The 25,141-nt window shown below is 71.0% G+C and carries 20 protein-coding genes; 7 read left to right on the forward strand and 13 right to left on the reverse strand.

Going from position 1 to position 25,141, the window contains the following annotated elements:
• Positions 1-37: 37 nt before the first annotated feature.
• The 6 genes from ACFXI4_RS06395 to ACFXI4_RS06420 are packed head-to-tail and all read right to left on the reverse strand — an operon-like array spanning position 38 to position 5,732.
• Positions 38-802, reverse strand: coding sequence for an ABC transporter ATP-binding protein (locus tag ACFXI4_RS06395; RefSeq protein WP_384988603.1), 765 nt, complete (start codon positions 800-802; stop codon positions 38-40).
• Positions 799-1,599 (reverse strand): ATP-binding cassette domain-containing protein, encoded by an 801-nt coding sequence (locus ACFXI4_RS06400; protein ID WP_384988605.1) that lies wholly within the window; start codon positions 1,597-1,599, stop codon positions 799-801. Before ACFXI4_RS06400 ends, ACFXI4_RS06395 begins: the two co-directional genes overlap by 4 nt.
• The gene (locus ACFXI4_RS06405) at positions 1,596-2,465 is read right to left on the reverse strand and encodes an ABC transporter permease (RefSeq protein WP_384988607.1); all 870 of its coding nucleotides are present in this window, start codon (positions 2,463-2,465) and stop codon (positions 1,596-1,598) included. Before ACFXI4_RS06405 ends, ACFXI4_RS06400 begins: the two co-directional genes overlap by 4 nt.
• Positions 2,462-3,427 carry an ABC transporter permease gene (locus ACFXI4_RS06410; protein WP_384988609.1) on the reverse strand — a complete coding sequence of 322 codons (966 nt, stop codon included), beginning with the start codon at positions 3,425-3,427 and terminating at the stop codon, positions 2,462-2,464. The genes ACFXI4_RS06405 and ACFXI4_RS06410 overlap by 4 nt, the downstream gene beginning before the upstream one ends.
• A complete protein-coding gene (locus ACFXI4_RS06415) occupies positions 3,427-4,941 on the reverse strand; it encodes an ABC transporter substrate-binding protein (protein WP_384988611.1) in 1,515 nt (504 codons plus the stop codon). Before ACFXI4_RS06415 ends, ACFXI4_RS06410 begins: the two co-directional genes overlap by 1 nt.
• Positions 4,942-4,991: 50 nt before the next feature.
• Entirely contained in the window at positions 4,992-5,732 is a 741-nt protein-coding gene (locus ACFXI4_RS06420) for a DUF1684 domain-containing protein (protein WP_384988613.1), read from the reverse strand.
• A gap of 638 nt (positions 5,733-6,370) precedes the next feature.
• On the opposite strand from ACFXI4_RS06420, the gene ACFXI4_RS06425 reads away from it, so the two are divergent.
• Positions 6,371-6,535: a hypothetical protein gene (locus ACFXI4_RS06425; protein ID WP_384988614.1), complete on the forward strand. Its 165-nt coding sequence runs from the start codon at positions 6,371-6,373 to the stop codon at positions 6,533-6,535.
• Between the two features lie 42 nt (positions 6,536-6,577).
• On the opposite strand, the gene ACFXI4_RS06430 is transcribed toward ACFXI4_RS06425, so the two are convergent.
• On the reverse strand, positions 6,578-7,267 hold the full coding sequence (locus ACFXI4_RS06430; protein ID WP_384988616.1) for a TetR/AcrR family transcriptional regulator: 690 nt from the start codon (positions 7,265-7,267) through the stop codon (positions 6,578-6,580).
• A 109-nt stretch (positions 7,268-7,376) separates the two neighbouring features.
• Between ACFXI4_RS06430 and ACFXI4_RS06435 the strand changes: the two genes are divergently transcribed.
• Positions 7,377-7,934 (forward strand): hypothetical protein, encoded by a 558-nt coding sequence (locus ACFXI4_RS06435; protein WP_384988618.1) that lies wholly within the window; start codon positions 7,377-7,379, stop codon positions 7,932-7,934.
• A 59-nt stretch (positions 7,935-7,993) separates the two neighbouring features.
• On the opposite strand, the gene ACFXI4_RS06440 is transcribed toward ACFXI4_RS06435, so the two are convergent.
• Positions 7,994-8,713: a type 1 glutamine amidotransferase domain-containing protein gene (locus ACFXI4_RS06440; RefSeq protein ID WP_384988620.1), complete on the reverse strand. Its 720-nt coding sequence runs from the start codon at positions 8,711-8,713 to the stop codon at positions 7,994-7,996.
• A 133-nt stretch (positions 8,714-8,846) separates the two neighbouring features.
• Here ACFXI4_RS06440 and ACFXI4_RS06445 point away from each other — a divergent pair, with 133 nt between their 5' ends.
• Positions 8,847-9,755 (forward strand): LysR family transcriptional regulator, encoded by a 909-nt coding sequence (locus tag ACFXI4_RS06445; protein WP_384988622.1) that lies wholly within the window; start codon positions 8,847-8,849, stop codon positions 9,753-9,755.
• 295 nt (positions 9,756-10,050) lie between these two features.
• The gene (locus tag ACFXI4_RS06450; RefSeq protein ID WP_384988624.1) at positions 10,051-12,027 is read left to right on the forward strand and encodes a hypothetical protein; all 1,977 of its coding nucleotides are present in this window, start codon (positions 10,051-10,053) and stop codon (positions 12,025-12,027) included.
• A 305-nt stretch (positions 12,028-12,332) separates the two neighbouring features.
• On the opposite strand, the gene ACFXI4_RS06455 is transcribed toward ACFXI4_RS06450, so the two are convergent.
• Complete coding sequence (locus ACFXI4_RS06455; protein ID WP_384988626.1) at positions 12,333-12,557, reverse strand: hypothetical protein; 225 nt, start codon at positions 12,555-12,557, stop codon at positions 12,333-12,335.
• A 168-nt stretch (positions 12,558-12,725) separates the two neighbouring features.
• Here ACFXI4_RS06455 and ACFXI4_RS06460 point away from each other — a divergent pair, with 168 nt between their 5' ends.
• Positions 12,726-14,582, forward strand: a complete 1,857-nt coding sequence (locus ACFXI4_RS06460) for a hypothetical protein (protein WP_384988628.1) — start codon at positions 12,726-12,728, stop codon at positions 14,580-14,582.
• Between the two features lie 89 nt (positions 14,583-14,671).
• Here ACFXI4_RS06460 and ACFXI4_RS06465 read toward each other — a convergent pair whose 3' ends face one another.
• From ACFXI4_RS06465 to ACFXI4_RS06480, 4 genes are all read right to left on the reverse strand, one after another.
• Positions 14,672-16,894 carry a TIGR03767 family metallophosphoesterase gene (locus ACFXI4_RS06465; RefSeq protein WP_384988630.1) on the reverse strand — a complete coding sequence of 741 codons (2,223 nt, stop codon included), beginning with the start codon at positions 16,892-16,894 and terminating at the stop codon, positions 14,672-14,674.
• Between the two features lie 107 nt (positions 16,895-17,001).
• Positions 17,002-19,854 carry a TIGR03767 family metallophosphoesterase gene (locus tag ACFXI4_RS06470; RefSeq protein ID WP_384988632.1) on the reverse strand — a complete coding sequence of 951 codons (2,853 nt, stop codon included), beginning with the start codon at positions 19,852-19,854 and terminating at the stop codon, positions 17,002-17,004.
• Positions 19,855-19,983: 129 nt separating this feature from the next.
• Entirely contained in the window at positions 19,984-20,253 is a 270-nt protein-coding gene (locus ACFXI4_RS06475; RefSeq protein ID WP_384988633.1) for a hypothetical protein, read from the reverse strand.
• Between the two features lie 433 nt (positions 20,254-20,686).
• Positions 20,687-21,991, reverse strand: coding sequence for a cytochrome P450 (locus ACFXI4_RS06480; protein WP_384988635.1), 1,305 nt, complete (start codon positions 21,989-21,991; stop codon positions 20,687-20,689).
• A gap of 283 nt (positions 21,992-22,274) precedes the next feature.
• On the opposite strand from ACFXI4_RS06480, the gene ACFXI4_RS06485 reads away from it, so the two are divergent.
• Both ACFXI4_RS06485 and ACFXI4_RS06490 read left to right on the forward strand, forming a co-directional pair.
• Positions 22,275-23,894, forward strand: a complete 1,620-nt coding sequence (locus tag ACFXI4_RS06485) for an FAD-dependent oxidoreductase (protein ID WP_384988645.1) — start codon at positions 22,275-22,277, stop codon at positions 23,892-23,894.
• Positions 23,895-23,942: 48 nt separating this feature from the next.
• On the forward strand, positions 23,943-24,971 hold the full coding sequence (locus ACFXI4_RS06490) for an amidohydrolase family protein (protein WP_384988637.1): 1,029 nt from the start codon (positions 23,943-23,945) through the stop codon (positions 24,969-24,971).
• Positions 24,972-25,141 lie beyond the last annotated feature (170 nt).

The following is a 25,141-nucleotide window of genomic DNA, read 5'->3' on the forward strand; positions in this document are numbered from 1 at the left end:
TACGAGCCCGATGGTCTCCGGCCGCCGTCCGTCCGGCTCAGACGGGCAGCCGGGGCACGCTGTCGATCAGCCGCCGGGTGTAAGGGTGCTCCGGTGCGCCCAGCACCCGCCCGGTGGTTCCTTGTTCGACCAGCCGGCCACGCTCCAGCACCGCCGTGCGCTCGCACAGTGAGGCGACGACCGACAGGTCGTGGCTGACCATGACGAGGGTGAGATCGCTTTCCTGCTTCAGCTCGGCGAGCAGGTCCACGACCTTCACCCGGGTCGTGAGGTCGAGCGCGCTCACCGGTTCGTCGGCGAGCAGCACCCGCGGGTCGCAGACGATGGCGCGGGCGATGGCGATGCGCTGACGCTGTCCGCCGGAGAACTCGTGCGGGTAACGGTCGGCCGCGTCGGCGGGCAGGCCGACCCGTTCCAGCGCGGCGGCCACCTTGGGCGCGGCGGTCGTACGGCTGTCCAGGCCGAGGGAGCGCAGCGGTTCGGCGACGACGGCGGCCACCCGGCGGCGCGGGTCCAGTGAGGAGTACGGGTCCTGGAAGACGCACTGGACACCCCGCCGGAACCGGCGCAGCTGTCGCCGGTCGCGCGGCGCGAGAGGCTCGCCGTCGAAGCGGACCGTACCGCTCGTGGGGCGGGCGAGGCCCAGCAGGAGGCGCAGCAGGGTGGTCTTTCCGGCGCCGGACTCGCCGACCAGCGCGAGCGACTGTCCCGGTTCGACGGCCAGGGACACGCCCTGCACGGTGTCGGCGGCGGCGCCCCGGTAGCGGACGGCGACGTCGTCGAGTTCGAGTACGGGCCTCATCGGGCGCTCCTCAGGTCCAGGGCGGCCTCCAGCTTGCGGGCACCGGCCACGAGTGTCCGGGTGTACTCGGCGGCGGGCGCGCCGATGACGTCCAGGACGGGGCCCTCCTCGACGGCCCGGCCGTCCTTGAGGACGAGGGCGCGGTCGGCGATCTTGGCGACGACGGCGAGGTCGTGGCTGACGAACAGCAGGGCCATCCCCCGCTCACGCACGAGGGTGTCCAGCAGGTCGAGCATCTCGGCCTGCACCGACACGTCGAGAGCGGTGGTGGGCTCGTCGGCGATGAGCAGCTCCGGCTCGCACGCGAGGGCCATGGCGAGGGCGACGCGCTGGCGCTGGCCGCCGGAGATCTCGTGCGGGAAGGCGCGGGCGATCCGCTCGGGTTCGGGCAGCCGGACCCGGTCCAGGGCCTCCCCCACGGCGGCCCGCAACTGCCTGCCCCTGAGGCCGGTACGGCGGCCGAGGGGTCCGGCGATCTGGCGGCCCACCCGCATCAGCGGATCGAGGGCGGTGAGCGGTTCCTGGAAGACGACGGCCGCCCGGCGTCCGCGTACGGCCGTGAGCTGCCTCTCGGTGGCGGCGACGACCTGGGTGCCGGCCAGCCTCACGCTGCCGTCCGCGCGCATCCCGTCGGGCAGCAGGCCCAGCAGCGCGAGGGTGGTCAGGGACTTGCCGGAGCCGGACTCGCCGATCAGGCCGAGGCGTTCGCCCGCGGCCAGCCGGAAGGACAGGTCGTCGACCAGGGTGCGTCCGTCGGCGGTGCGTACGGTCAGACCGTCTACGTCGAGGAGGGTCATGACCGCCTCCGTCGGGTCGCCGGGTCGAGGGTGTCGCGCAGCCCGTCGGCGATCAGGTTGACGCCGACGACGAGCAGGACCAGCAGGATGCCGGGGGCGAGCGCTCCGGCCGGGGCGGTCGTGAAGGTGGCCTGGGCTTCCTGGAGCATGCGGCCCCAGGAGGCGTTGGGCGGCGGCGCGCCGAGGCCGAGGTAGGACAGCCCGGCCTCGGCCAGCACGGCGAGGCCGAACTGGAGGGCGAGGTTGACCACGAGGGTGGGCCAGATGTTGGGCAGGACGTGCCCGGTGACGGTGCGCGGCCAGGAGGTGCCCGAGGTGCGGGCGGCCGTGATGTAGTCCTGCGTGAGGACCCGTTTGACCAGGATCCGTACCAGGCGGGCGACGACCGCGCTCTGGGCCAGGCCGATGGCGAGGACGGCGGAGCCGAGGGTCGCCGAGCGGGCGGCGACCACGAGCATCGCGAGGAGCAGCGTCGGGAAGGCGATCAGGATGTCGAGGAACGCGGCGAGGGTGTCGTCGAGCCACCCCTGGGCGAACGCGGCGAGCACCCCGAGGGTGACGCCGATCAGCGCGGCGATCAGCACGGACCCGAGTCCGGCCTCGACGGCGATCCGGGAGCCCGTCATCAGCTGGGTGAACAGGTCCCGGCCCAGCTTGTCGGTGCCGAGCAGGTGCCCGCCGCCGGGACCGGCGAGCCGCCCGCCGGAGGTGTCGTCGGTGGCGTACGGCAGCCAGACCAGCGAGACCAGGGCGAGCAGCGCGATCAGTGCGGTGAGGGTGCACCCGGCGAGCAGGGTCGCCGAGCGGCGGCGCCCGCGGGCGGGTGCGGTGACCGGGGCCTTGTCCAGGACGTCGGTCGTGGTCATCGGGCTCCTCCCGACAGCCGGCCGCGCAGTCGCGGGTCGATGATCCGCTGGACGAGGTCGGCGACGAACCCGATGAGCAGGACGGCGAGGGTGGAGACGAACAGGACGCCCTGGATCACCGGGTAGTCGTGCTGGGCGATGCCGGTGGCGAGCAGGGAGCCGAGTCCGGGCAGAGCGTAGACGGACTCCACGACGACGGCGCCGAGCAGGGTCGAGGCGAGTTCGATGCCGAGAACGGAGATCACCGGCACGGAGGCGTTGCGCAGCCCGTGCCGCCACATGGCGGCCGGGAAGGACGCGCCGAGGGCACGGGCCGTGCGCAGGTGGTCGCTGCCGAGGACGTCGAGGGTGGCCGAGCGGACGTAGCGGATCAGCGAGGCGCTCATCACCAGGGCGATGGTGACCACCGGCAGGACGAGTGAGCGGACGGCGTCGGCGGGCGCCGCCCAGCCGTCCTGCGGGAAGCCTCCCGACGGCAGCCAGCCCGCGTTCAGTGCGAACACCGCGATGAGGATCATGCCGAGCCAGAACACCGGGACCGCCATGCCCAGCTGGGAGATCCCGCTGAGCAGGGCGCCGTACCAGGTGTGCCGCTTGTGGGCGGCGACGAAGCCGACGGGTACGGCGACGAGGACGGCCAGCGCGAACGCGGCCAGGGTGAGCGGGACGGTGACGTTCAGGCGGGCGGTCACCTCGGGACCGACCGGCAGCGAGCTGACGAAGGAGGTGCCGAGGTCGCCGCTCGCCAGCTGCCCGAGCCAGTGGGTGAACTGCGCGGGCAGCGGCCGGTCGGAGCCGATGGAGTGGCGGGCCGCGGCGATCTGCTCCGGGCTGGCGCCCACCGAGGTGAGCGCGTTGGCGGGGTCGCCGGGCAGCAGGCGCAGCAGTACGAACAGGACCACGCTCGCCAGCACCAGCGACACCGCCAGGAAGGCGAGGCGTCTGAGGAGGTAGCGCCCCATCAGTCCTTCTTCTTGATGTCGAAGGCGTAGAACTGCGAGTTCAGGCCGTTGAGCGGGTAGCCCGACAGACTCGTGTTCGCGACCACGATCTGCGGGTAGAGGTAGAGCCAGTCACTGGCCGCGTCCTCGGCGGTCTGCCGGTTGACCTTCTTCAGCAGTTCGGTCTGCTGCGCGGTCGTGGTGGCCTCCTCGGCCTGCGCGACCCACTGGGTGACCTGCTTGTTGTCGTAGCCCCAGTAGAAGTCGGGGTTGCCGTACCAGACCAGGTCACGGTCGTTGACGTGCTCCTGGAGTGTCGCCGTGAAGTCGTGGTTCTTGTAGACCTTGGTGTACCACTCGTCGGGCGTGATCGTGTTGATCTTGACGGTGACGCCGACCTTGGCCAGCTGCGCCTTGATGAAGGTCGCGGCCGTGGGGTGCGGGTCGTAGTTGGGGGTGTCGAGGGTGAAGGAGAAGCCCTTGGCGTAACCGGCCTCGGCGAGCAGCTTCCTGGCCTTGGTGACGTCGTAGGCGTTGACCTTGGTGAGGTCCTCGTACCAGGGGTCGGTGGGCGGCACCATCGAGCCGATGAGCTTGCCGTAGCCGCCCCAGACCGACTCCAGGAGCTTCTTGTCGTCGATGGCGGCGGAGACGGCCTGGCGCACCTTGACGTCGGTGAACGGCTTGGCCTTGTCGTTGAAGGCCAGCAGCAGCTTGGTGGTGGAGTTGCCGTCGTTGACCTTGTAGTTCTGGTTGCTCTTGAACTGGTCCAGGGCGTCCGGCGACTGCTCACTGGTGACCACGTCGACGGCGTTGGTCAGCAGGGCGTTGTTGAGGGCGGTGGCGTCCTTGAAGTAGTGGAAGACGACCTGCTTGTTGGCCGCCGCGCCGCCCCAGTAGCCGGCGAACCGGTTCAGGCTCAGCGCCGAGCCGCGCGTCCACTTGCCCAGCTTGTACGGGCCGGTGCCGTCCTCGGTGGTCTTCAGGTCCTTCGCCTGGGAGTTGATGATCCAGACGTAGGAGAGGTTGTAGACGAAGGAGATCGACCGCTGGGACAGCGTGACCTTGACGGTGTGCGCGTCGGGGGTGGCGATGTCCTTGACGACCTCGAGGTTGCTCTTGCGGGCGGACTGCGAGTCGTCCGCGAGGACCTTCTCCAGGCTGTACTTGACGTCGGCGCTGGTGAGTTCCTTCCCGCTGTGGAACTTCACGCCGCTGCGCAGGGTGAAGGTGTAGGTGAGGCCGTCGGCGCTGGCCTTGTAGTCCTTCGCGAGGAGCTTGTCGACCTTGCCGTCGTCGGTGAGGCGGAAGAGTCCTTCGTACACGTTGCCGTTGAGCGCCTCGGTGACGCCCTGGCCGCCGCCCGCGGTGTTGTCGAGGTTCTGCGGCTCGTACAGGGAGCCGATGTTGACGGTGGCGTTCTTGTCCCAGGTGCCACCGGAGGCGCTGGTCGCGGAACCGCCGCAGGCGGTGAGGACGAGGGCGAGGCCGGCGGTGGTCGCGGCGGCGTACAGGGCGGGCTTGTTCAGTCTCATGGCGTGCGTGCGCTTTCGTGCTGCGGTACGGGGAGGGGGGCGTCGGGCGATCAGTGCTGTGCGGGGAAGCCCTCGCGGAAGACGGGGCGCTTCTCACCGGCCTCTACGGGCAGGTGGAAACGGTTCTGCCGCGGCGGCATCGGACAGTTGTACTGATCGGAGAAGCCGCAGGGCGGCACGAAGGCCCGGTTGAAGTCGAGGACGACCCGGCCGTCGTCGGCGGTGCGCTCGACGAACAGGAAGCGGCCGGCGCCGTAGGTGGTGTCCCCGTTGGTCGGGTCGCCGAAGACGAGCAGCAGGGTGCCGTCGTCGTCGAAGGCGCTGAGGGTGTACGCGCGGCCGTCCACGGTGAGCGTGATGTCGCCGGGGACGACGAGGTCGCGGCTGCCACCGTTGTCGCGGATGTGCTCGAAGGCGATCCGGCGGGCGCCCGCGACGGGCGTGTAGGCGGCCTCCAGGACCCAGGCGGGGTCGTACGGGAAGGTGTCGACGCCCTCGAAGTGGCGGATCGCGGGTGCCTCCGCGTCCCAGAAGCGCAGGCCGTGCTCGGGCTCGCCGGTGACGAGATCGCTGCGGCTCAGCGTGGTGACCGTCACAGTGGCGGCCTGTCCGGCACGGGCCGCGTCGGCGTCGGCCTGTTCGCCGGCCGGGAGCCAGCGGGTCTCGACGAGGGCGAGATTGCCGGTCGGCGAGGTGAGCGCGCGCCGGCGCCCGGCACACCAGGCGTCCCAGTCCTCCTGCGGATCGACGGGAGCCGGGGAGGCGGAGGAGTCGGACACGGCGGTACTCATTCGGCTAGCAGGGCTGGATCACCACGGAACGTCATCACGTGGCCAAAGCAAGTACTTTATCCGCCATAAGATCGCCTAATGTCAAACACCCGTCTCGCCCACTGAGACGGCCGACGGACGAGGTCAACGGTCCCCCGTGGCGGCCGCGTGGTATGCCCGGACCACCGCATATCGTGACGTGATCCCCATCAGGCCCGTACCGCGGCGCCAGAACACGTCACCGCTCCTCGACGCCCTGCAGGATCCGCCCGTCCTTCACCTCGGCGAGCAGCCTCCCACCATGCCGTCGGGCCAGGGCGCGCCGGACCCTTCCCGCGCGTCCCGGCCCCGCACTGCGGGCATGCTTGAGCCGGCTGCTGTGAAGCGGTGCGCATGTGCACGCTCCCCCTTTTCCCCCGGCCCCTCCCCAGAGGCCACTGATCAGGACAGGGCGAAGCCGATCATGCGGGCGCGCCGGAACGGTGCCGCAGGCCAACCCGGAGCGGGGTCACCGCGCCGGCACCGCGCAAGAAGCCGGTCACCGTCGAGCGGATCACTGTTCGGGGTGTACACACAGATCCGCGACCTGTACCTGAAGTACCCCCGGATCCTGGCGATCCTGCTCGCAGCAACGGCGCCCGAGCCAGGATCAGGAAGGGGTGCTCAGCCACGAGGAACTACTGGAACGCTTCACGGCACCGCCTGCCGAGAAGTTCCCGCAGACTCGACGTCACGCGGTCGAGCCGATCTCCGGCACCGGACACGACCGCTTCGAGTTCACCCTCCGCGCCCTCACCAACAGCCCGCGGCCCACCGCAGGTTGACCTGCGACGCGCGGTGACCGCCTGGCGTCGCCCCGGTCGCGGTTACGCGCCGGGCGGCGAGCAGTCGATGTCGGAGACCGTCGTGGCCGCCGAGGAGGCCGGGCCGGGTGCGGAGCCGGTGCGCTCGTCGAGGCCACGGGCGGCGTGGATCCGCAGCAGTCCCTCGATGCCACGCAGCAAGGTCTCGCCGGCAAGGACGGGGTCGCCGAGGTAACCCGCGCTCATCGCACCGTCCCGGAGCATGACGAAGTGCCGGCCGGCGTGCTCGGCCTCCGCAGTGGCGATCTCGGCGAACAGTCCGGTGATCGTCCGCAGGAACCAGGCGCGGTGCTGCACGACGGCACGGTGGACCGGGTGGCCGGGATCGGGGAATTCCGCTGCCGCGTTGAGGAAGGCGCAGCCGCGGTAACCGGGCGAGCGGATCTGCTCGACCAGGGACGCGCCGATGCCCCGGAGGATGCCTTCGGTGGGCACGTCCGCCGCCATCAGGGAGTCGATCTGGGAGCGGATCGCCTGGTCGACGCCTTCGATGTAGGCGACGGCCAGGTCTTCCTTGCTGCGGAAGTGGCGGTAGAAGGTGGCGTTGGTGACCTTCGACTCGGCGACCAGGCGGTCGACGCCCACGGTGTGGATGCCCTCCGCGTAGAAGAGCTGCCCGGCGGTCTTCAAGAGCCGTTCCCGGGCCTCGGAAACCCGCCGGCCGGTACCTGTCCCGGCTTCCGTCTGTGTCATGTCACCAGTGTACGGGGTAGAACGCTCTCTCTTGCTTTCCTGGGCGAGGCGTGCCAGGCTGCGACTAAGAGAGAACGTTCTCTCTACCTCACGGTCATTGGAGTACCCCATGGCATCCACCACCCCCGCCGAGCGCATCGGTGCCGCACCCGCCCTGCGTCGGCTGTACGTCGTCCGCTTCGCCTTCGCCGCCGCCTGGGCCGCGCTCCTGCTGGTGGCCGGCTCCGAGCTCACCACCGGGGCCAAGGTGCTGCTGTTCCTCTACCCCGCCTTCGACGTGGCCGCGGCCGTCGTCGATGCCAGGTCGGCTCGCGCCTCCGCACCGGTCAAGGGTCTGTACGCGAACATGGCCGTCAGCGTGCTCGCCGCCATCGGCGTGACGGTCGCCGGCACCTCGGGCGTCGCCGACGTGCTCCGCGTCTGGGGCGCGTGGGCGGTCGTCTCCGGCCTCATCCAGCTGCTCGTGGGCGTCGCACGCCGCCCCATGGGCGGCCAGTGGGCCATGATCCTCAGCGGCGGCATCTCCGTCCTCGCCGGCGCGAGCTTCATCCGAAGCGCCGGCCAGGACGACCCCTCGCTGACCGCCCTCGCCGGTTACGCCACGCTCGGCGGGATCTTCTTCCTCGTCTCGGCGATCCGCCTGCCCCGCTCGGCCCCCAGGCACTGAACCTTGCCGGCCGAGGCCCGCACCGTCCCCGGACCGGCGGCCCGCCGCCCGACGGGCCGTCAGGCCGTCGTCCGTCGGGCGTCCTTGAGGGCGGTGAGGACCTGCCTGGCCGCGCTGACGCTGGACTGCGGGTTCTGGCCCGTGATCAGGTTGCCGTCGACGACCACGGTGTCCGACCAGGGGGAGCCGGTCTCCACGAGCGCGCCACGCTCCGCGAGCCGGCTCTCCACCAGCCACGGCACCGCGTCGCCGAGGCCGCCCTGGCGCTCCTCCTGGTCGGTGAAACCGGTGAGGGTGCGGCCCGCGAAGACGAAGGTGCCGTCCGCGCGCTCCGCGCTGAGCAGGGCGGCCACACCGTGGCACAGGGCGGCAATGGTTCCGCCACGGCCGTCGGCCTCGGTGAGCAGGGCGCCGAGCTCGGCGCTGGCGGCGAGGTCGGCCATCGGGGCGTGACCGCCGGGCAGGAAGAGGGCGTCGTAGTCGATGCCGTGGACGGCCGCCAGGTCGAGCGGAGCTGCCAGTTCAGCGTCGATGGACTCCAGATACGCCCGGAAGGCTTCGCCGGCGGCCGGATCCACGCCACCGCGCTCGTCCAGGGAGATCGGGTCGACCGTCGGCCGGACACCGCCGGGCGTGGCGATGTCGACCTGGTGACCGGCCTCGACCAGTACGCGGTGCGAGGCGGCGACCTCCTCGGCCCAGTAGCCCGTGGAGTGGGCGGTGCCGTCGGCCAGGATCAGGGTGTCGGAAGCCGAGATGACCATCAGGATCTTCGCCATGGGAAACAGACCTCTTCTCAAAGGGGGACGTGGCTCGCTGTACGCCCCTCGGTCGGTGACGCCGTCCAGCCTCCATCAGATCCGCTCTGCGATCACGCCCTGCCCATAAGATTGCTTATGTATCGTGGGTTGCGTGACCGACCTCGATCTGCTGACGACCTTCCTGGAGATCTACCGCCGCGGCTCGCTGACCGCCGCCGCCGGTGCACTGGGCGTCTCGCAGCCCGCCGTCAGCGGACAACTCGCCCGGCTCGAAGAGCAACTGGACGACAGCCTGTTCACCCGGTCACGTCACGGCGCCCGTCCCACCACCCGGGCGCACGAGCTCGCCCGCCGGATCGGACCCCACCTGGACGGCCTGCGCCAGGCACTGGCCGAGGACGCCGGCGAACAGGCCTTCCAAGGCACCGTACGACTCGGCGCGCCGGGCGAGTTCACGCAGGCCCGCCTGCTGCCCGCGCTCGCCCCGCTCAGCCGCCACGGCCTGGTCCTGCACTTCACCCTCGGCCTCTCCGAGCCGCTGCTCGTCTCCCTCGCCGAGGGCGGCCTTGACCTGGTGATGTCCTCCGTCCGGCCGTCGGCGAAGCTGCGCGGTCTGACCGCGGCGCCCTATGTGGACGAGGAGTTCCTCCTCGTGGGCACGCCGACCGCGGCCCGCTCCGTCGACCCGCGGCGGCTCGCCGGGGATCCCGTCGCAGCCCTCGCGCATCTGCCGCTGGTGGCCTACGCGGCGGAACTGCCCATCATCCGCCGGTACTGGCGAAGCGAGTTCCGCCGCCGGCCGCCCAACCCCGTGTCCGTCCTGGTGCCCGATCTGCGGGCCGTCCTCACGGCCGTGATCGCCGACGCGGGGATCTCGGTCCTTCCCCGTTATCTGGCCGAACCGGCGCTCAACTCGGGCTCCTTGGAGCAGCTGCACCGCACCGAGGTGCCGCCGCTCAACACCCTCTACCTCGTGACCCGCTCCGAGCCCGCCGAGCCCGCCGTCGGACTCGTCCGACGTCGGCTCCTCGAACACGCCACCACGTGGGGGCCGCTCTGACCACTGGACGTCAGGCGGTGGGACGGGATGCGGCGGGGCGTGTGCGCAGGAGCAGGGAGTACGGAGCAGGAGGGAGTGAAGTGGCTGCCTCACCGGGATCCTGAACGCCCCAGCCCAGGTCCCACATGATGTCCACATCCCGTACAACTTGTGACTGTTCCCCACCAGGCTCCCTGCGCTAGGCTCACTCGCCGTCGTCCTCCGCCTGTGGCAAGGCCACCGATCACGACCGACACGGCGGTCCGGCCGGCTTCCACCTGGCGTTGTCGAGTGCACCCGGGAGAGAAGCACAGCCGTGAACAACGTGGATGCGCCCGTGCGGGACGCGCGCGGTCCGGCCGGGCCGGACGTCCCGCGCTCCAGTGAACTTCAGACCCTGCTCGCCGAGGGCACCGTCGCCGTCGTCGACGACGGTGATCTGCGCACCGGCCGTGACCGCTTCGAACGCGCCTACCGGATCGCCGAGTCGATGGGCGATGAACGGGCCATGGCGGTGGCCGCACTCGGCTTCGGCGGCCTGTGGGTGCACGAGCACCGCACGGTCGCCGGCTCGGTACTCCTGGAATCGCAGCTACGCCGGGCCCTGGAGCTGCTGGATCCGCGGTCCTCCCTGGCGCTGCGGCTGCGGATCCGGCTGGCCGGGGAGGGCGACTACCGCAGCAGCGACAACACGGCGGTACTGACACTGCTCAAGCAGGCGAGGTCGCGGCCGAACCCGATGGCGCGTGCGGAGGCCCTGAGCCTGACCCATCACTGTCTGCTCGGGCCGGAGCACGGCGCGCTTCGCCGGGAACTGGCCGCCGAACTGGTCGCGGAGAGCTTCCGTACCTCCCGCCGCAGCGATCTGCTGATGGGCCTGCTGTGGCAGACCGTCGACATGTTCCTGGAGGGTGACCCGCACGCGGAACGCTGCCTCGCGGAACTGCGCGGCCTGCTCGCCGAGCGGGACCATCTCGCGGTGGGCTTCGTCGTGAGCGCGATGGAGGTCATGCTCGCGGTCCGCGCCGGCCGCCTCGACCACGCCGAGACACTGGCACGTGCGTGTGCCGAGCGCGGGGCGGCCTCCGGAGATGTCAACACCACGGTGTGGCATGCCGCGCAGCTGGTGACCATCCGCTGGTACCAGGGCCGGGTGGTCGAACTGGTGCCGCTGCTCAGCGAGGTGGTCAACTCCCCCACGTTGAGCGCCGTGGACGATCACGCCCAGGCGGCACTGGCGGTGGCCGCGGTGACGGCCGGGGACCGGCGGAAGGCGGTCAGCGCGCTGGCCACGCTGTGCGGCCGTGACCTCGGCGACCTGCCGAGGTCGAGCAGTTGGATGGTGACGATGCACGGTGTCGCGGAGGCCGCCTACCTCCTCGACGACGCCCACACGGCGGCGCGGGTCTACGAGTTGCTGAGTCCGTACGGGCACCTGCCGATGGTGGGCAGTCTCGCCATCGCCTGCTTCGGATCGGCCCACCACGCGCTCGGCGTCGCCGCGTTGACCATGGGAGACGTCGACCGGGCCGTGACCCATCTGCGGGACGCCGTACGGCAGAATCTCGCCCTCGCGCACTGGCCCGCGGCGACGGCCTCCCGGGACCGGCTCGCAAAGACGCTCGACCGGGCCGGCCGGCAGGCCGAGGCCGACGCCGTCCGCGAGGAGTTCGCGGTGACCGCCGAGGAGGCCGCGCCGGCACCGTCGGGGATCGACGGGCGTGAGGGCGCGGGTCCGCGAGGCGAGGACGGGCGCCGGCGGCCCGAGGCGTTCTGTACCCGGGTGGGCCGCAAATGGCGGATCGACTTCGGCGGGCGCAGCGTCCTGGTGCAGCACAGCGTGGGGATGCTCCATCTGGTGGTCCTGATGGCCAACCCGCGCCAGGAGATCCGGGCCGTCGACCTCGTGGCGGGGCCGGCCGCGCTCAACGGGACCGCCGAGCACACGGCCCTGTCCGGGCAGCCGGTACTGGACCGGGTGGCGACGCAGGAGTACCGCAACCGTCTGGCTCGGCTGCGTACCGAACTGGATGAACTCAAGGCGGCCGACGACCAGGAGCGCGCCGCCGCGGCCCAGGCCGAACACGACTGGCTGATGAACCAGTTGGCGGGTGCCACGGGCCTGGGGGGACGCGCCCGCCGCTTCACCGAGGGCGAGGAGCGCTCCCGGGTCGCGGTGAGCAAGGCCGTCCGCCGGGCGCTGGACCGGATCTCGGCGGCCGATCCGGTCATCGGTGAACACCTGCGGCACGCGGTGCACACCGGGGTGCGGTGCTCGTACTGGCCCGAATGACGACCACGGCGTGGTGCACGACCGAGCGATCGCCGGCCCGGTCCCCGACCGTCCGATGCATCGCTGGAGGGGCCGCCACCGCGCTTGCTCGGCATGGGCGTGCTCGGAGCGGATCCGCTCCGAGGGCCACGTGCTTCTGACGGGGCAACGCCGGTGTTTCTCAGTGGTGGATGCGGGCGTGGCGAAGAGCCCAGAGGTGCCGGTTGCCCGGCGGCACACCCCACCGGTGCGGGTGTCGGACGGGGTGGCCCGTCAACAGCGGTCGCTGGACGAGGAGTTGCGACCCACGCTCTCCGCAGGGGCCGTCAGTCCCGCTGGGCGGCGAACAGCTCCAGGTGTGCGCAGGTGGGGCAACGACAGGCATCGATCTGCCGGCGTGGTCGGCCCATCCTTCTGGCGCCGCCGAGCGGGCCTCGCCGAAGGGGGCCCGCGATCCACCGCGCGAATCCGGGAGACCCCTGTCCGGAGTCCTCGACGAAGCCCGGCTCCAGCCCCACCGCACCGCACTGGGTGCACCGTATGTTGTCCATCGTGGGAGTGTATTGAGCTGCTGCGGGTGCGGGTGATGGGGCCGGTTCCCGTCGCCCCCACCTCCGTCCCGACGATTTACCCTCCCGCTCAGGAACGTGCGGTGGCTGATGAGGCAGAATCTGGCGCGGCGCGGCGCGGCGCGGCCGGGCGGGGAGCGAAGTGGAGCCATGACGGGGATGGACGCACCGGCCAAGGACGGTCCGGGCGCGACGGGACTCGGCCCCGAACCGGCGAGCAGCCCTGAGAGGCTGCTCGCGGCAGCCACCCGCGCCCTCGTCGTCGAGGGTGACCTGCGGACCGGCCGGCAGCGGTTCGACACGGCCTACCGGATCGCCGAATCCACCGGTGACGCCGAGGCGATGGCCGTCGCGGCGGTCGGCTTCGGCGGTCTCTGGGTCCACGAACACCGCACTGTCGCGGGTTCCGCGCTGCTGCGGTCACGGCTGCGTCACGCGTTGTCGCTCCTCGCCCCGGACTCCCCGCTCGCCCTGCGGCTGCGGGTCAGGCTCGCCGGGGAGACCGACTACCGGGCCGGTGAGCACGCAGCGGTACTCGCCCTGCTCGACGAGGTCAGACTGTCGGCCGACCCGGTGGCGCGGGCCGAGGCCCTCAGCCTCGCTCATCACTGCGTGCTGGGCCCGGACCACGGGGTCTTACGCCGAAGGCTGTCGGTCGATCTCGTCGCGGAGAGCTTCCGCACCGCACGCCGCAGCGACCTGCTGATGGGCCTCCTCTGGCAGACGGTGGACCTGTTCCTCGACGGCGATCCGCACGCCGAGCGCCGCCTGGCCGAATTGCGGGACCTGCTGGCCGAGCGGGATCACCTCGCGGTCGGTTTCGTGGTGAGCGCGATCGAGGTGATGCTCGCCATCCGGGCGGGCCGCCTCGACCAGGCCGAGACACTGGCACGTGCGTGTGCCGAGCGCGGGGCGGCCGCAGGTGACGTCGACGCCACGGTCTGGCTGGAGGGGCAACTGCTCACCATCCGGTGGTATCAGGGGCGCGTCCACGAACTGCTGCCGCTCCTCGGGGGTCTGGTGCACTCCCCCGAGCTCAGCCCGGTGGACAACCATGCCCTGGCCGCACTCGCGGTGGTGGCGGCGGTGGCCGGGGACCGGCGCACGGCGGTCGGCGCGCTGGCCACGCTGTGCGGCCGCGACCTTGCCGGTCTGCCGCGTTCGAGCACCTGGCTGGTCACCATGAACGGCATCGTGCAGGCCGCGTACCTGCTCGACGACGGGGAGGCGGCGGCGCGCGCGTACGACCTGCTGAGCCCGTTCGGTCACCTGCCCATGATGGGCAGCCTCGCCGTCACCTGTCTCGGCTCGGTGCAGCACGCTCTCGGGGTCGCTTCGTTGACCACGGGAGATCCGGACAGGGCCGTCGAGCACTTCCGGGCGGCCGTGCGGCACAACCTCGCGCTGGCGCACTGGCCCGCGGTCACGGCCTCCCGGCAGATGCTCGCGCAGGCCCTCACCCGCCGGGCCCTGCCGGACGACGACACCGCCGCCCGGCGCGAGCTGGCCGCCGCCGCGGAGGAGGACGCGGCGCTGCGGGACGCCGGGCGGCCCGGCGATCCGGACAAAGAGCCGCCGCAGGCGGAGGCGACATGTGTCCGCCAGGGCCGGAAGTGGCGCATCGGTCTGGGCCGGAGGAGTCTGCTCGTCGAGCACAGCATCGGCATGTTCCATCTCGCGGTGCTCGTCGCCAACCCGCGTCAGGAGATCCGGGCCGTCGACCTGGTGGCGGGGCTGTCCCTGCTCGACGGTGCCGCCGGGAGAAGTGCCCTGGCGCAGCAGCCGGCGCCGGACCGGGTGGCGGTGGACGAGTACCGGCGTCGCCTGACAGGGCCGCGTTCCGAGGTGGCCGGCCTGCAGCCGCGGAGCGACGAACGTGCGCGGATCGCCGTGGGCAAGGCGATCCGCCGCGCGCTGCAACGGATCACGGATGCTGATCCGTTGATCGGCGAGCACCTCGGCCATACCGTGCACACCGGCTCACGGTGCTCCTACTGGCCGACGTGACGTACGTCCAGGACCGGATGGAGAATCCCTCGGGCCCGACGGTGGTGGCGCACGTACCCGGCCGGCCGGCAGTCCGCGGGCGGTCCGCGTCACAGTGCGGTCAGCGTCTGCCAGGTCGTGGACGCGACGACCCCGTCCGCCGGCAGGCCGTGGGCGGACTGGAAGGCCTGCACCGCGCTCCCCGTGGACGGACCGAAGGCGCCGTCCACGCTCAGCGCGGCCCCGTGGGCGTTGAGCTGGCGCTGCAACGCGGTCACCGCGGGCCCGCTGCCGCCCTGCTGCACGGCGACGGCCAGGGCCCGCCAGGTCGCGGCGCCGATGATCCCGTCGGCGGGCAGACCGCGGCTGGACTGGAAGGACCGCACCGCGCTGCCGGTGGAGGGTCCGAATGCGCCGTCCACGCTCAGCGCGGCTCCCCGGGCGTTGAGCAGGTGCTGCGCGGTCCTGACCCGCTCACCGCCCGCCCCCTGCTGAACCACCGGCCAGCCCGCGCTCGGAAGCGGGGTACCGCGGCCGGCGGGCAGGGAGAAGGGAGCGGGAAGGAGCAGCTGTGTGTTGCGGGCGTCGGCCGTTCCACGGCGCTTGCCGATGCCGGCCGCCACCGCCTGGAGGTCGTTGGCCGCCAGCTCGCGTCCCAGCGAGGCCAGCGCGGCGGGGGTGCTGGTGTCCCCGTTGCACGACAGCGGTGCGTCGGAGTCCACCATGGTCGTGAAGATCGACAGGAGGCCGCCGCCCTCGGCGATCTCGAAGATCCGGCTCTGGATGGGCCAGTCGATGTGCGACGCCGTGTTCACCTCCCAGAAGCCGTTGCCGAGGGCGGACGGCCAGGAGGTCTTGTGGGCCGAGATGTTGTTGGTGTGGGTGTGGCCGTCGACCATGAGGATCACGTTCGGGAAGCGCAGCAGCAGCTCGCGGAGTTCCGTGCCGCCGTAGGGAGAACCGCTGTCCGTGTTGTCCATGGAGTCGAGCGTGTGATGGCAGCAGATGACGATGAGTTTGTCGGTCACGCCGGGCTGGGTGACCACCGTCCTGGCCCTGGTGCCGTCGGAGTCGTCGAGTTCGTAGCGTGAACTGTTCGCCTTGAGCTGGGCGTTCAGCCAGTTCCACTGGTCCGTGTCGATGGCGCCGTCGGCACCGCCGCTGGTGTTGGTCGTGTCCAGCACCAGGAACTGGAGTACGTCGCCGGTCCCCGAGGGAATCGCGTAGTAGCCCCTGTCGCTGCCGGAGGTGAAGCCGTGACCGCGCGGGACACCGGTGGTGTTGAAGTGCTCCGCGATGAAATCGCTCCGGGCGAGCAGCCGCCGGGACGGGTCCGGCGTCACGTGCGCGGTCCGGAGGGTGAACTCGCCCGTCAGTACATCCTCCAGCAGGTCCAGATAGTACGTCGCGGTGTTGTCGAACACGTCCGGGACGCCTTCGACCTCCGTGAGTTTGGTGGAGCCGGTGGCGACGCTCTTGAGCGGGTCGAAGGGGAGGAAGTCGATCGGGACGTTGCCCTGGACGAGCGCGTCGTGGTTGCCGTAGGCGGCGTACCAGGGCATGCCCAGCCCGGTCGCCGTGAACGGTCTGCGGGCGGCGTTCAGCAGGCCGCTCACGACGGGAAAGCCGTGCTGGGCGTTGTTGTCGGGCGGAGTCTGCCGTGCTTCGGGATGCCAGTAGTGGGTCTCCGTCCCGAACTGGCCGCCGGACATGCTCTCGTCCTTGGTGAGGTCACCGGAGTCCGGGCGCACCGTATTGCCGTCGAGCAGATCGATGTACCAACGCGACTCGTTGTACTGGCAGTTGTCGACTGCGTCGCCCGTGACCACGGTGAAGGCCAGCGGCGCGCTCGTTCGCGGGCCGCGCAGGACCTGCCGGACGGCGCGGCACATCGCGTCGGTCGTCTGCGTCGAGAGGAACTCATGTGCTCGGTAGGCCGATTCGGTCGGGTACGAGTTGTAGTGCGGAGGTCCGTAGTCCGCGAGCCGGTCCAGGCACTCGACCCGCAGCGGCGACTGGTCGTCGACGATGTGCAGGTCGGACATCTGGGCGAAGGCGATCAGGGACCGGGTGACCTGCGGCGAGGTGGTGAGGGTGAAGTCGTTCCGGACGATGTGCGGTTCGCCGGGCCCGCTGACCACGCCGTGGTATCCCAGGCCCAGATCGGGGCCGACCTGCACGGTCTGGTCCAGGGTGGTGAGGCCGAACGCGGTGCCGGTGCCCAGGGGCGGCGATACGGCACGGGCGACGGCGCGCAGACCGCCGACGTCGATGGCCGCGGCCACCACGGCCACACCGGCGGCGGTCAGGATCCTGCGTCGGGAGATTGCCATGTCGATTCCTTCGCGGTAACCCGCGCGGGTGGCGGCCCTGCCGCTGGGCGGCGCCGCCACCCGCGTTCAGGCGGACGAGCGGGACGGTTCAGGTGTCGCCGGGCCGGTCACAGGCCGATGATGCTGTGCGTGGCACGCAGCTGGAACTGGCAGGACTCCCAGGCCGACCAGCCGGTGCTGCTGGGGTCGGTCTGCGCGCAGTGGTAGAGCGTGCCCGTGTCGTCGACGGCGAACAGCTCGATCTTCCCGGCCCCGTTGCGCTCGGCGGCGACGTGACGCATCCGCAGCGTGGTGCCGCCGTACTGGGTGGAGATCCGGGCCCAGGACTGCCAGGTGCCGGCGGCGGGGGCGGTCTCGAAGCGGCGCCAGAGCATCCCGTCGGGATTGGTGCCGAAGATCGCCAGGCGACCGTCGAGGTTGCGGGCCATGTCGATGGAGTCGAGGATGCCGTCGACCGGGAACACCCCGCCCCATTCGCTCTCCGTCTGCGCGTTGGCGACGTTCATCCTGCGCTGGATGAGGAGGCCGTCCTCCTTGATCGCGACCAGCACGGCGCGTCCGTCGGAGCCGGTCTCGACGGCGAGCTGGATCGCGGTGCCGCCGAGCTGGGTCCAGGGCGTGAACCAGCCGTTGGAGGGGGTGTCGTCGTTGAGGAAGTCCTGCCAGCGGTGGCGGATGGTGTTGTCGTTGCGGGTCGCGTAGACCTGCATGCCGCCCCACTGGTCCTGGGCGGCGCTCACCGAGGTGAAGGCGGAGTCGAACGACTGGGCCGCCGTGTAGGTGGCGCTGCCCACGCCGGTCTGCGCGCGACGGTTCACGAAGCCGTTCTGGTCGATGGCGAACACCTCGACCCGGCCGTCCTGGTGGGTGCCGGCAGTGACGCAGCGCCACCCCGGACCGGTCGCGAGCTTCGTCCAGGGCTGGAGGGTGCCGCCGACGGTCTGCTGGCTGGTGGTCCACAGATCGCCCTGTGCGTCCGTGCCGAACAGCTCCAGCCGCCCGTCCTTGTTGCGGGCCGTGGCGATCGGGGAGCCGAACGGGAGCGGCGCGTGCAGCGGGAAGGGGGCCGGCAGCAGGAGTTGGGTGTTGCGGTCCTGGTCGACGCCCATGCGGTTGGTGATGCCGTGGCTCACCTCCTGGGGGTCGTTGGTGGCCAGCTCCCGTGCCAGGGAGGCGAGTTGCGCGGGGGTGCTGGTGTCGCCGCCGAAGGAGAGGGGTGCGGCGGGATCGACCATGGTGGTGAAGATCGAGAGGGTGGCGGGACCGGCGGAGGAGCCGAACTCACCCGCGTTCTGCGCGTCCGGGCTCGCCATGATCTCGATGATGCGGCTCTGGATCGGCCAGTCGATGTGGGATGCGGTGGAGATCTCCCAGAAGCCGCCGGATATCGGGCTGGAGGCGGGTGCCGGATGGGGGACGATCTTGTTGGCGTGGGTGTGACCGTTGACCATGGCGATCACGTTCGGGTAGCGCAGCAGCAGCGACTTGAGTTCGTCGCCGGTGTGCCGGTCCCCGAAGATGCCCCCGAAGATGCCGTCGTCGAGGTTGTCCATGGTGTTGAGCGTGTGGTGGCAGAACAGGACGTACATCTTGTCCTGCACACCGCTCTGCGTGACGATGTGGTTGTCGGTGTCCACGTACCGGGAGCTGTTGGCCCTGAGCTGCTGTTCCAGCCAGTTGAGCTGATCGGTGTCGATCGACCCGCCCGCGGCACCGGAGCCGAACCCGTCGGTGTTGGTGTTGGTGGAGTCCAGGGTGATGTAGCGGACGAGGTCGCCGGAGCCGGACGGAATGGCGTAGTAGGCCTTGTCGACCCCGACGCCCTGGAAGCCGTGGCCGACCGGCAGTCCGGCGGTGTTGAAGTGGTCCTGGATGAACGCCTTGCGGGTGAGCAGCCGCCGGTTGGGGTCCGCGGCGACCCGGGTCCCCTCCAGGTCCCAGGCGACCATCAGCTTGCCGAAGGTGCCGAGGTCGCTGTAGTTGTCGGGCAGGTCGGCGGAGGTGCCCGTGGTCTTGGACGATCCGACCGTCATGCCCCGCACGTCGACGAGGTTGTTGTCGATGGGTTCGTTGCCCTGCCACAGGCCGTCGTGGTTGCCGTACGCCGCGTACCAGGGCATGCCCAGGCCGTGGGAGACGAACGGACGACGGGCCGCGCCCACCACTCCGCTCGCGTCCAGCAGGCCCGGAACGTAAGGGAATCCGAGCCCTGACGTGCCGGTGTACTGGTTGCCCGGCACCTGCTGCGGGGGCACCGACGGGTAGTAGTAGTGGTTGTCCGCGGTGCCGCCGCCGGTCAGGGCGCCGCCGGCGAAGCTCTGGTCCAGGCCGATCTGTCCGGAGTCCGGGACGATGGTCTGGCCGCCGTCCAGCAGGTCGATGTACCAGCGGTTCTCGTTGTGCTGGCAGTTGTCGATCGCGTCGCCGGTGACGATGGTGAACTGCAGGGGCTTCCTGCTCCGCGGGCCCTTGCCGATCCCGGCGATGGCCTGGCACATCGCGTCGACGACCTGGGTCGAGAGGAACTCATGGCCGCGGTAGGCCGAATCGGTGGGGTACGAGCCGTAGTGCGGGGCACCGGCGTCGGCGTAGCGGTCCATGAACTCCAGGCGGGCCGGCGACTGGTCGTCCACGATGTGCAGGTCGGTCATCTGCGCAAACGCCGCCAGCGCCAGCGTCGGCGGGCCGAAACGGTTCCAGAGGTCGGTGCGGATGGTGTGCGGCTCCCCCGGCCCCGCGACGATCCGCTGGTAGCCGGCGCCCTGGGCGTAACTCGCCCGCTGCACCGTCTGGTCCCACGTGGTCACCACCCGTACGTCCGCCGCGGAGGCGGCCGCCGCCTTGCCGGTGCCGACCGCACTCGCGGCCTCGGCGGCCGCACCAAAACCGCCCGCGTCGATGGCCGCCGCCACCACGGCCACTCCGGTCGTCGTCAGTAGCGTTCTTCGCGAGATACCCACGCCATGTCTCCCAGGAGAGGTCCGACCCCGTCTCCTCCTGGGCGTTCCATTCCGTTCCGCCTCGTTCCACAGGCGTGTCCGCCAGCGGCCGGCCGCCGCCTCCGACCGGGCCGGACCTGTCCGACGGCGCTACGCGGGCGGCGCGACGCGCGTCGAAGACTGGTGTGAACGCCGAAGGGCGTCGGCCACAAAGCCCTCCGGCTTCAGTTCCTCGAGCACTGCGCGCAGGAAACGTACGGTCTCGGGTGCGCACTTCCGCGGAGCCCCGACGGCCTGCCTGGTCTCCTTGAACCGGTCCACGATCAGCCGGACCCGGTCCGCATGTTCCGCGACGAACGCCGTCATCGGCTGGCGGATCCCTGCCGCGGCCTCCAGGCCCCGCGCCCGGAAGACATCCACGCCCTCCTCACCACGTACCACGGCCGCGTGCCGAAGAGTTCGGCTCAGACAGAGATCACCACGTGGGGCGCGGTGAAGGCGACCTCCGCCTCCCGTGCCGGTTCGACCGGGAGGAAACACAGATCCGCCCGGTTCGATGCCATGGGGCGGACGGCTTTCGCGCGGCATCGAAGCAGACGAGCTCCACCGGTGCTCCCGGACGGCGGCAGATCTCGCGGGCGATGTCCACCGTGACGCCCGCAGGCTCCGCTGAAGTGCCCTGCGAAGCCACGTCCTCAGCGACGTTCGCGGTCACGATCCCCATGGGGCGGAGTGCAGGACGGCCGTGGGCGCGGTGCCCGGATGCTCCGGCTGGGGGTGGTCTGGACCCCGGTGAGGCGCACCGGTCGTACGGCAGCGCACTTCGCCGGGGCCGCGGGCTGCGCCCGTGAGGTCACGCGATGTCGACCATCCCGGAGGCCCAGTCGTCCAGGATCTTGGAGGGGTCCAGGACGACGGAGAGTTCGGTCAGGCCGCGGAAGGCGGGGAAGGGCACGGTGAGCCACTTGGCCTCCTCCGCCGGCAGCGCCAGGGAGAGATCCGGGAAGCGGCGGAAGAGCGAGGTCAGGGCGATCTGCATCTCCATCCTCGCCAGCGGTGCACCGAGGCAGAAGTGCGGTCCCGTACCGAAGGCCAGGTGTTTGCTCTGTACGCCCGGCCGGGTGATGTCGAAGGTGTCGGGGTTCTCGAACACGGCGGGGTCCCGGTTGGCCGAGGTGACCGCGATCTGTACCAGCGAACCCTTGGGAATGAGCGTCCCCGCGATGGTGATGTCCTCGAGGGCGTGGCGGAAGGTCGCGTTCTCGACCGAGCCTTCGAAGCGGATGATCTCCTCGATCGCGTTCGGGAGGAGGTCGGGTGAGGCGATCACCTGCCTGAGCTGCTCGGGGTGGGTGAGCAGCGTGTAGACGGCGTTGCCGATGAGGTAGGCGGTCGTCTTGTGGCCCGCGAACAGCAGCACCCACAGCGTGGACAGCAACTCGCCGTCGGTCAGCGACTCCTGCTCGTCCTTCGTCTGGATGAGGACGCTGAGCAGGTCGTCCTCGGGGTCCTTGCGCTTACGGGCGATCAGGACCTCGAAGTACTCCCGGAGGGTGTTCTCCGCCTCGGCGAGGCGATCCTTGTCCTTCTTGCTGAAACCGGTCCGCGCCACGACACTGCACCACTGCTGGACCTCCGGCCGCTCCTCCTCGGGAACGCCGATGAGCTCGCAGATCACCTGCAGGGGCAGCGGGAAGGCGAAGGCCGACAGCAGATCGACGGGCTGCAGGGTGGAGCAGTTGTCGAGCAGCGTGTCGGTGATCTCCTGGACCCGTGGGCGCAGCGCCTCGATTCGGCGGGGCACGAAGGCGCGGCTGACGATCCGGCGCAGCCGCGTGTGCTTCGGCGGGTCGGCGAACAGCATGTTGTCGTCGAGGGCGATGGAGGAGTCGCCGAAGATGGACCGGTAGGCGTCGATCGCGGCGTACATGTCCTTGCTGATCCGGGGATCGGCAAGGGCGGCCTTCGCGTCCTCGAACCGGGTGATCAGGTACGAGTGCACACCGTGGGGCGGGGTGATGCGGCAGACCGGCGCGTTCTCCCGCAGGTGCCGGTAGAGGGGGTGCGGGTTGGCCCGGTACTCCGGGCAGCCACGGGAGGCCGCGTCCACCGCCCGGGCTGTCTCGTCCGCGGTCTCCTGTTCCTGCATCTGAGTCATCGACGGCCCTCTTCTCTTCCCACGGTGGCACAGGTCGGCTCAAGCGTGGAATCCATTGACGCCTACCGGACAGAGAAAACTCGATTCACCCTGACGCGGACCTGTGACGTCGGAACGGCAGGGAATCGGAAAAGCGGAGTGTGCCGTCCGGGGGAATGCTCGATTGCCGACCCCGGGCACCTGTGTCAGGTTCGGATCCAGGGCCGCCATGAATGCGTATCGCTGCCCGAACTACCGCTGGGCCACTGGAGGAGAACGGGCTGTGGAAACGCGCGACAACGAAATGGTGCCGGTATTGATCGTGGGCGGTTCGCTGGTCGGACTGTCCGCGTCGGTGTTCCTGGGGAGGCTGGGCGTCAGCCACATGGTCGCCGAGCGCCGGGCCGCCACTTCCGAACATCCCCGGGGCCGGGGGAACAACATGCGGACGATGGAGGTGTTCCGCACCGCCGGGCTGGAACCGGACATCAGGAAGGCCGCGGCCGTCCTGTCCGGCAACCACGGCATCATGCAGACGGACAAGCTGTCGGGCGGTGACAGCAGATGGCTCTCGGCCCGTCTGACCGGCCAGGCCCCCGAGACGAACGTGTGCTCCACCCGGCGGTGCGCGTGCAGCCAGAACGACCTGGAGCCGGTCCTGCTGACCCACGCCCGCGCACTGGGCGGGGACGTTCGCTTCGGTACGGAGCTGATCTCCTTCACCGAGGACCAGGACGGCGTGACGTGCGAACTGCGCGAGCGGGAGAGCGGCCGGACCTACTCGATGCGTACCGCCTACCTCCTGGCGGCCGACGGGCCGCGCAGCCCCGTGCGCGAGCGGCTGGGTATCGGGCAGAGCGGTGGCGGCGACCTGTTCCACAACGTGAGCGTCACCTTCCGCAGCAAGCTCCTGCGTCAGGTGGTGGGGGACCAGCGGTTCCTCGTGTGCTATCTGAACGGAACCGAGGGCGAAGGGGTCCTGCTGCCCGTCGACAACGAGGAGAAGTGGGTCTTCCACGTCCCGTGGTTCCCCGAGCGCGGCCAGACGCTCGAGTCCTTCACCGACACGCGCATCGCCGACCACATCCGGGCCGCCGCCGGCGTACGGGACCTGGACGTCGAGGTCACCGGACGCGCTCCGTGGCACGCGGCGGACCGGGTCGCCGACCGCTACCGGCAGGGACGCGTCTTCCTCATCGGGGACTCGGCCCACGAGATGCCCCCCACCGGCGCCTTCGGATCCAACACGGGCATCCAGGACGCGCACAACCTCGCCTGGAAGATCACGGCCGTACTGCGCGGCTGGGCGGGTGAGGGGCTGCTGGACACCTACGAGAAGGAACGGCGCCCGGTCGCCCTGGCCACCAGTGCCCGGGCCATCGAGCAGGCGGCACGCGAGCAGCACCCCGGCTACGCCGCCGCGCAGGGCGGGGGCCAGAGCACGGACCTGATGACCGTGTCCCTCGGCTACCGCTACGTCTCCACGGCGGTGTCCGGCGCCGACACCGACGCGCCGACCATTCCGCAGGAGCTTCGCCTGCAGGCGGACCCCGGCACCCGGGCCCCGCACATGGCCGTCGTCCACAACGGTCAGACCAAGTCGACCGTCGACCTGTACGAGCAGTCCTTCGTCCTGCTCTGCGGCGTCACGGACGGCCCGTGGCCGTCGGCCGCCCACGCCGCGGCGGCCAGGATCGGCGTGCCCCTGGTGTCCTACCGGGCCGGCGCCGGCCCGGACTTCGACCTCGACACCTCGCCCGCCCTGGCCGCCGGTGTCGAGGACTGGGCCGCCACGCACGGCGTCACCCCGCAGGGCGCGGTGCTCGTGCGCCCCGACGGCATGGTCGCCTGGCGCTCCGGCGGCCTTCCCGCGAACCCCGAGGACGAGCTGACGCACGTTCTGCAAGACCTCCTCAGCCACTGATCCCGCTCCGCGAGGCCCTCGCACCGTTCCACCACAGGGAGCCCTTCCATGCCTCAATCCGCCGACACCACCGACCCGCAGGCTCCGGGCGACATAGGCCTGCGCACCGCGCTGAGCGCCGACGACGCCCGGCACGAACGGGTGGACGTCCACCACCACTACACCGCCCCCGAATGGGTGCGGTGGGCCGAGAAGAACGGGTTCGCGGACCGCGCCAGCCTGCCGCCGTGGAGCCGTTGGGACGAGGCCGCCGCCCTGGACCTGATGGACCTGACCGGCACGCGCACCAGCATCCTCACCGTCGCCATGCTGGGACGCTTCCAGGACGCGGCGACGCGCAAGGAGAGCACGCGTGTCGCCCTCGATGCCGTGGGCGACCTGACGGTCCGGCACTCCGGCCGCTTCGCCTTCTTCACGCCCGTCTTCCTCGACGACGCCGAACTCTCCCGCTGGTCCGTCTCCCATGGGATGGACCAGCTCGGCGCGGTGGGCGTCAGCGCGCGCACCAGCACGGGCGGCACGTTCCTGGGCGATCCCAAGCTCGACCCGATCATGGCGGAGCTCGACGAACGCGCCGCTGTGATCAGCACGCACCCCATGCAGGTGAACACGTCCGGCGCCCCCGAGGGTGTACCGCCGTTCGTGTGCGACTTCCTGATGGACACGACCTACGCCGCACTGAGCCTGATCATGAACGGCACTCTGGACCGTTTCCCCCGGCTCACGTTCATCCTCCCGCACGGCGGCGGGTACCTCCCCTACATCGCGAGCCGGATCGAGGTCTTCGGGCGCCAGCTCGTGCCCGCCGTCGATCCCGGCCGCGTCCGCGACTACCTCCACCGCTTCTACTACGACACCGCCGCGCCCATGTCCCCGTCGGCCACCCCCACGCTGCTGGCCGCCGCGGGCTCCTCCCGCATCCTCTACGGCACCGACTGGCCGCCGACCGCCGCCCAGGTGGTCGCCGATGTGACAACTCCCGCCCTGGACGCGGATCCCGCCCTCGGCGACCGGGAGCGCGGTGAGATCAACCGCGGGAACGCCCTGCGTCTCCTGCCCGTCCTCGCGTCCGCCTGAGCACGTACGGCGGACCGCACCCGTCCGGGTGCGTGTGAGTGCCACGGAGAATCCCCGCCCGGCTCGTCCGGCGCGGACCGATGTCGGCCGTGGGGGGGGGGGGGGCGGGGCCCCGGGGGGCCCGGGGGGGTTGGGGGTGGGTCGGCGGTGCGGGTCCCGGTGGTGGGTGT

It is taken from the genome of Streptomyces sp. NPDC059224 (genome assembly GCF_042754285.1).
Lineage (GTDB): Bacteria > Actinomycetota > Actinomycetes > Streptomycetales > Streptomycetaceae > Streptomyces.

Bases quoted from the DNA above. Each gene is read 5' to 3' on its own strand.
- ACFXI4_RS06395 (WP_384988603.1), bottom strand. From the start codon at position 802: ATGAGGCCCGTACTCGAACTCGACGACGTCGCCGTCCGCTACCGGGGC.
- ACFXI4_RS06400 (WP_384988605.1), bottom strand. From the start codon at position 1,599: ATGACCCTCCTCGACGTAGACGGTCTGACCGTACGCACCGCCGACGGA.
- ACFXI4_RS06405 (WP_384988607.1), bottom strand. From the start codon at position 2,465: ATGACCACGACCGACGTCCTGGACAAGGCCCCGGTCACCGCACCCGCC.
- ACFXI4_RS06410 (WP_384988609.1), bottom strand. From the start codon at position 3,427: ATGGGGCGCTACCTCCTCAGACGCCTCGCCTTCCTGGCGGTGTCGCTG.
- ACFXI4_RS06415 (WP_384988611.1), bottom strand. From the start codon at position 4,941: ATGAGACTGAACAAGCCCGCCCTGTACGCCGCCGCGACCACCGCCGGC.
- ACFXI4_RS06420 (WP_384988613.1), bottom strand. From the start codon at position 5,732: ATGAGTACCGCCGTGTCCGACTCCTCCGCCTCCCCGGCTCCCGTCGAT.
- ACFXI4_RS06430 (WP_384988616.1), bottom strand. From the start codon at position 7,267: ATGACACAGACGGAAGCCGGGACAGGTACCGGCCGGCGGGTTTCCGAG.
- ACFXI4_RS06435 (WP_384988618.1), top strand. From the start codon at position 7,377: ATGGCATCCACCACCCCCGCCGAGCGCATCGGTGCCGCACCCGCCCTG.
- ACFXI4_RS06440 (WP_384988620.1), bottom strand. From the start codon at position 8,713: ATGGCGAAGATCCTGATGGTCATCTCGGCTTCCGACACCCTGATCCTG.
- ACFXI4_RS06455 (WP_384988626.1), bottom strand. From the start codon at position 12,557: ATGGACAACATACGGTGCACCCAGTGCGGTGCGGTGGGGCTGGAGCCG.
- ACFXI4_RS06460 (WP_384988628.1), top strand. From the start codon at position 12,726: ATGACGGGGATGGACGCACCGGCCAAGGACGGTCCGGGCGCGACGGGA.
- ACFXI4_RS06465 (WP_384988630.1), bottom strand. From the start codon at position 16,894: ATGGCAATCTCCCGACGCAGGATCCTGACCGCCGCCGGTGTGGCCGTG.
- ACFXI4_RS06480 (WP_384988635.1), bottom strand. From the start codon at position 21,991: ATGACTCAGATGCAGGAACAGGAGACCGCGGACGAGACAGCCCGGGCG.
- ACFXI4_RS06485 (WP_384988645.1), top strand. From the start codon at position 22,275: ATGGTGCCGGTATTGATCGTGGGCGGTTCGCTGGTCGGACTGTCCGCG.
- ACFXI4_RS06490 (WP_384988637.1), top strand. From the start codon at position 23,943: ATGCCTCAATCCGCCGACACCACCGACCCGCAGGCTCCGGGCGACATA.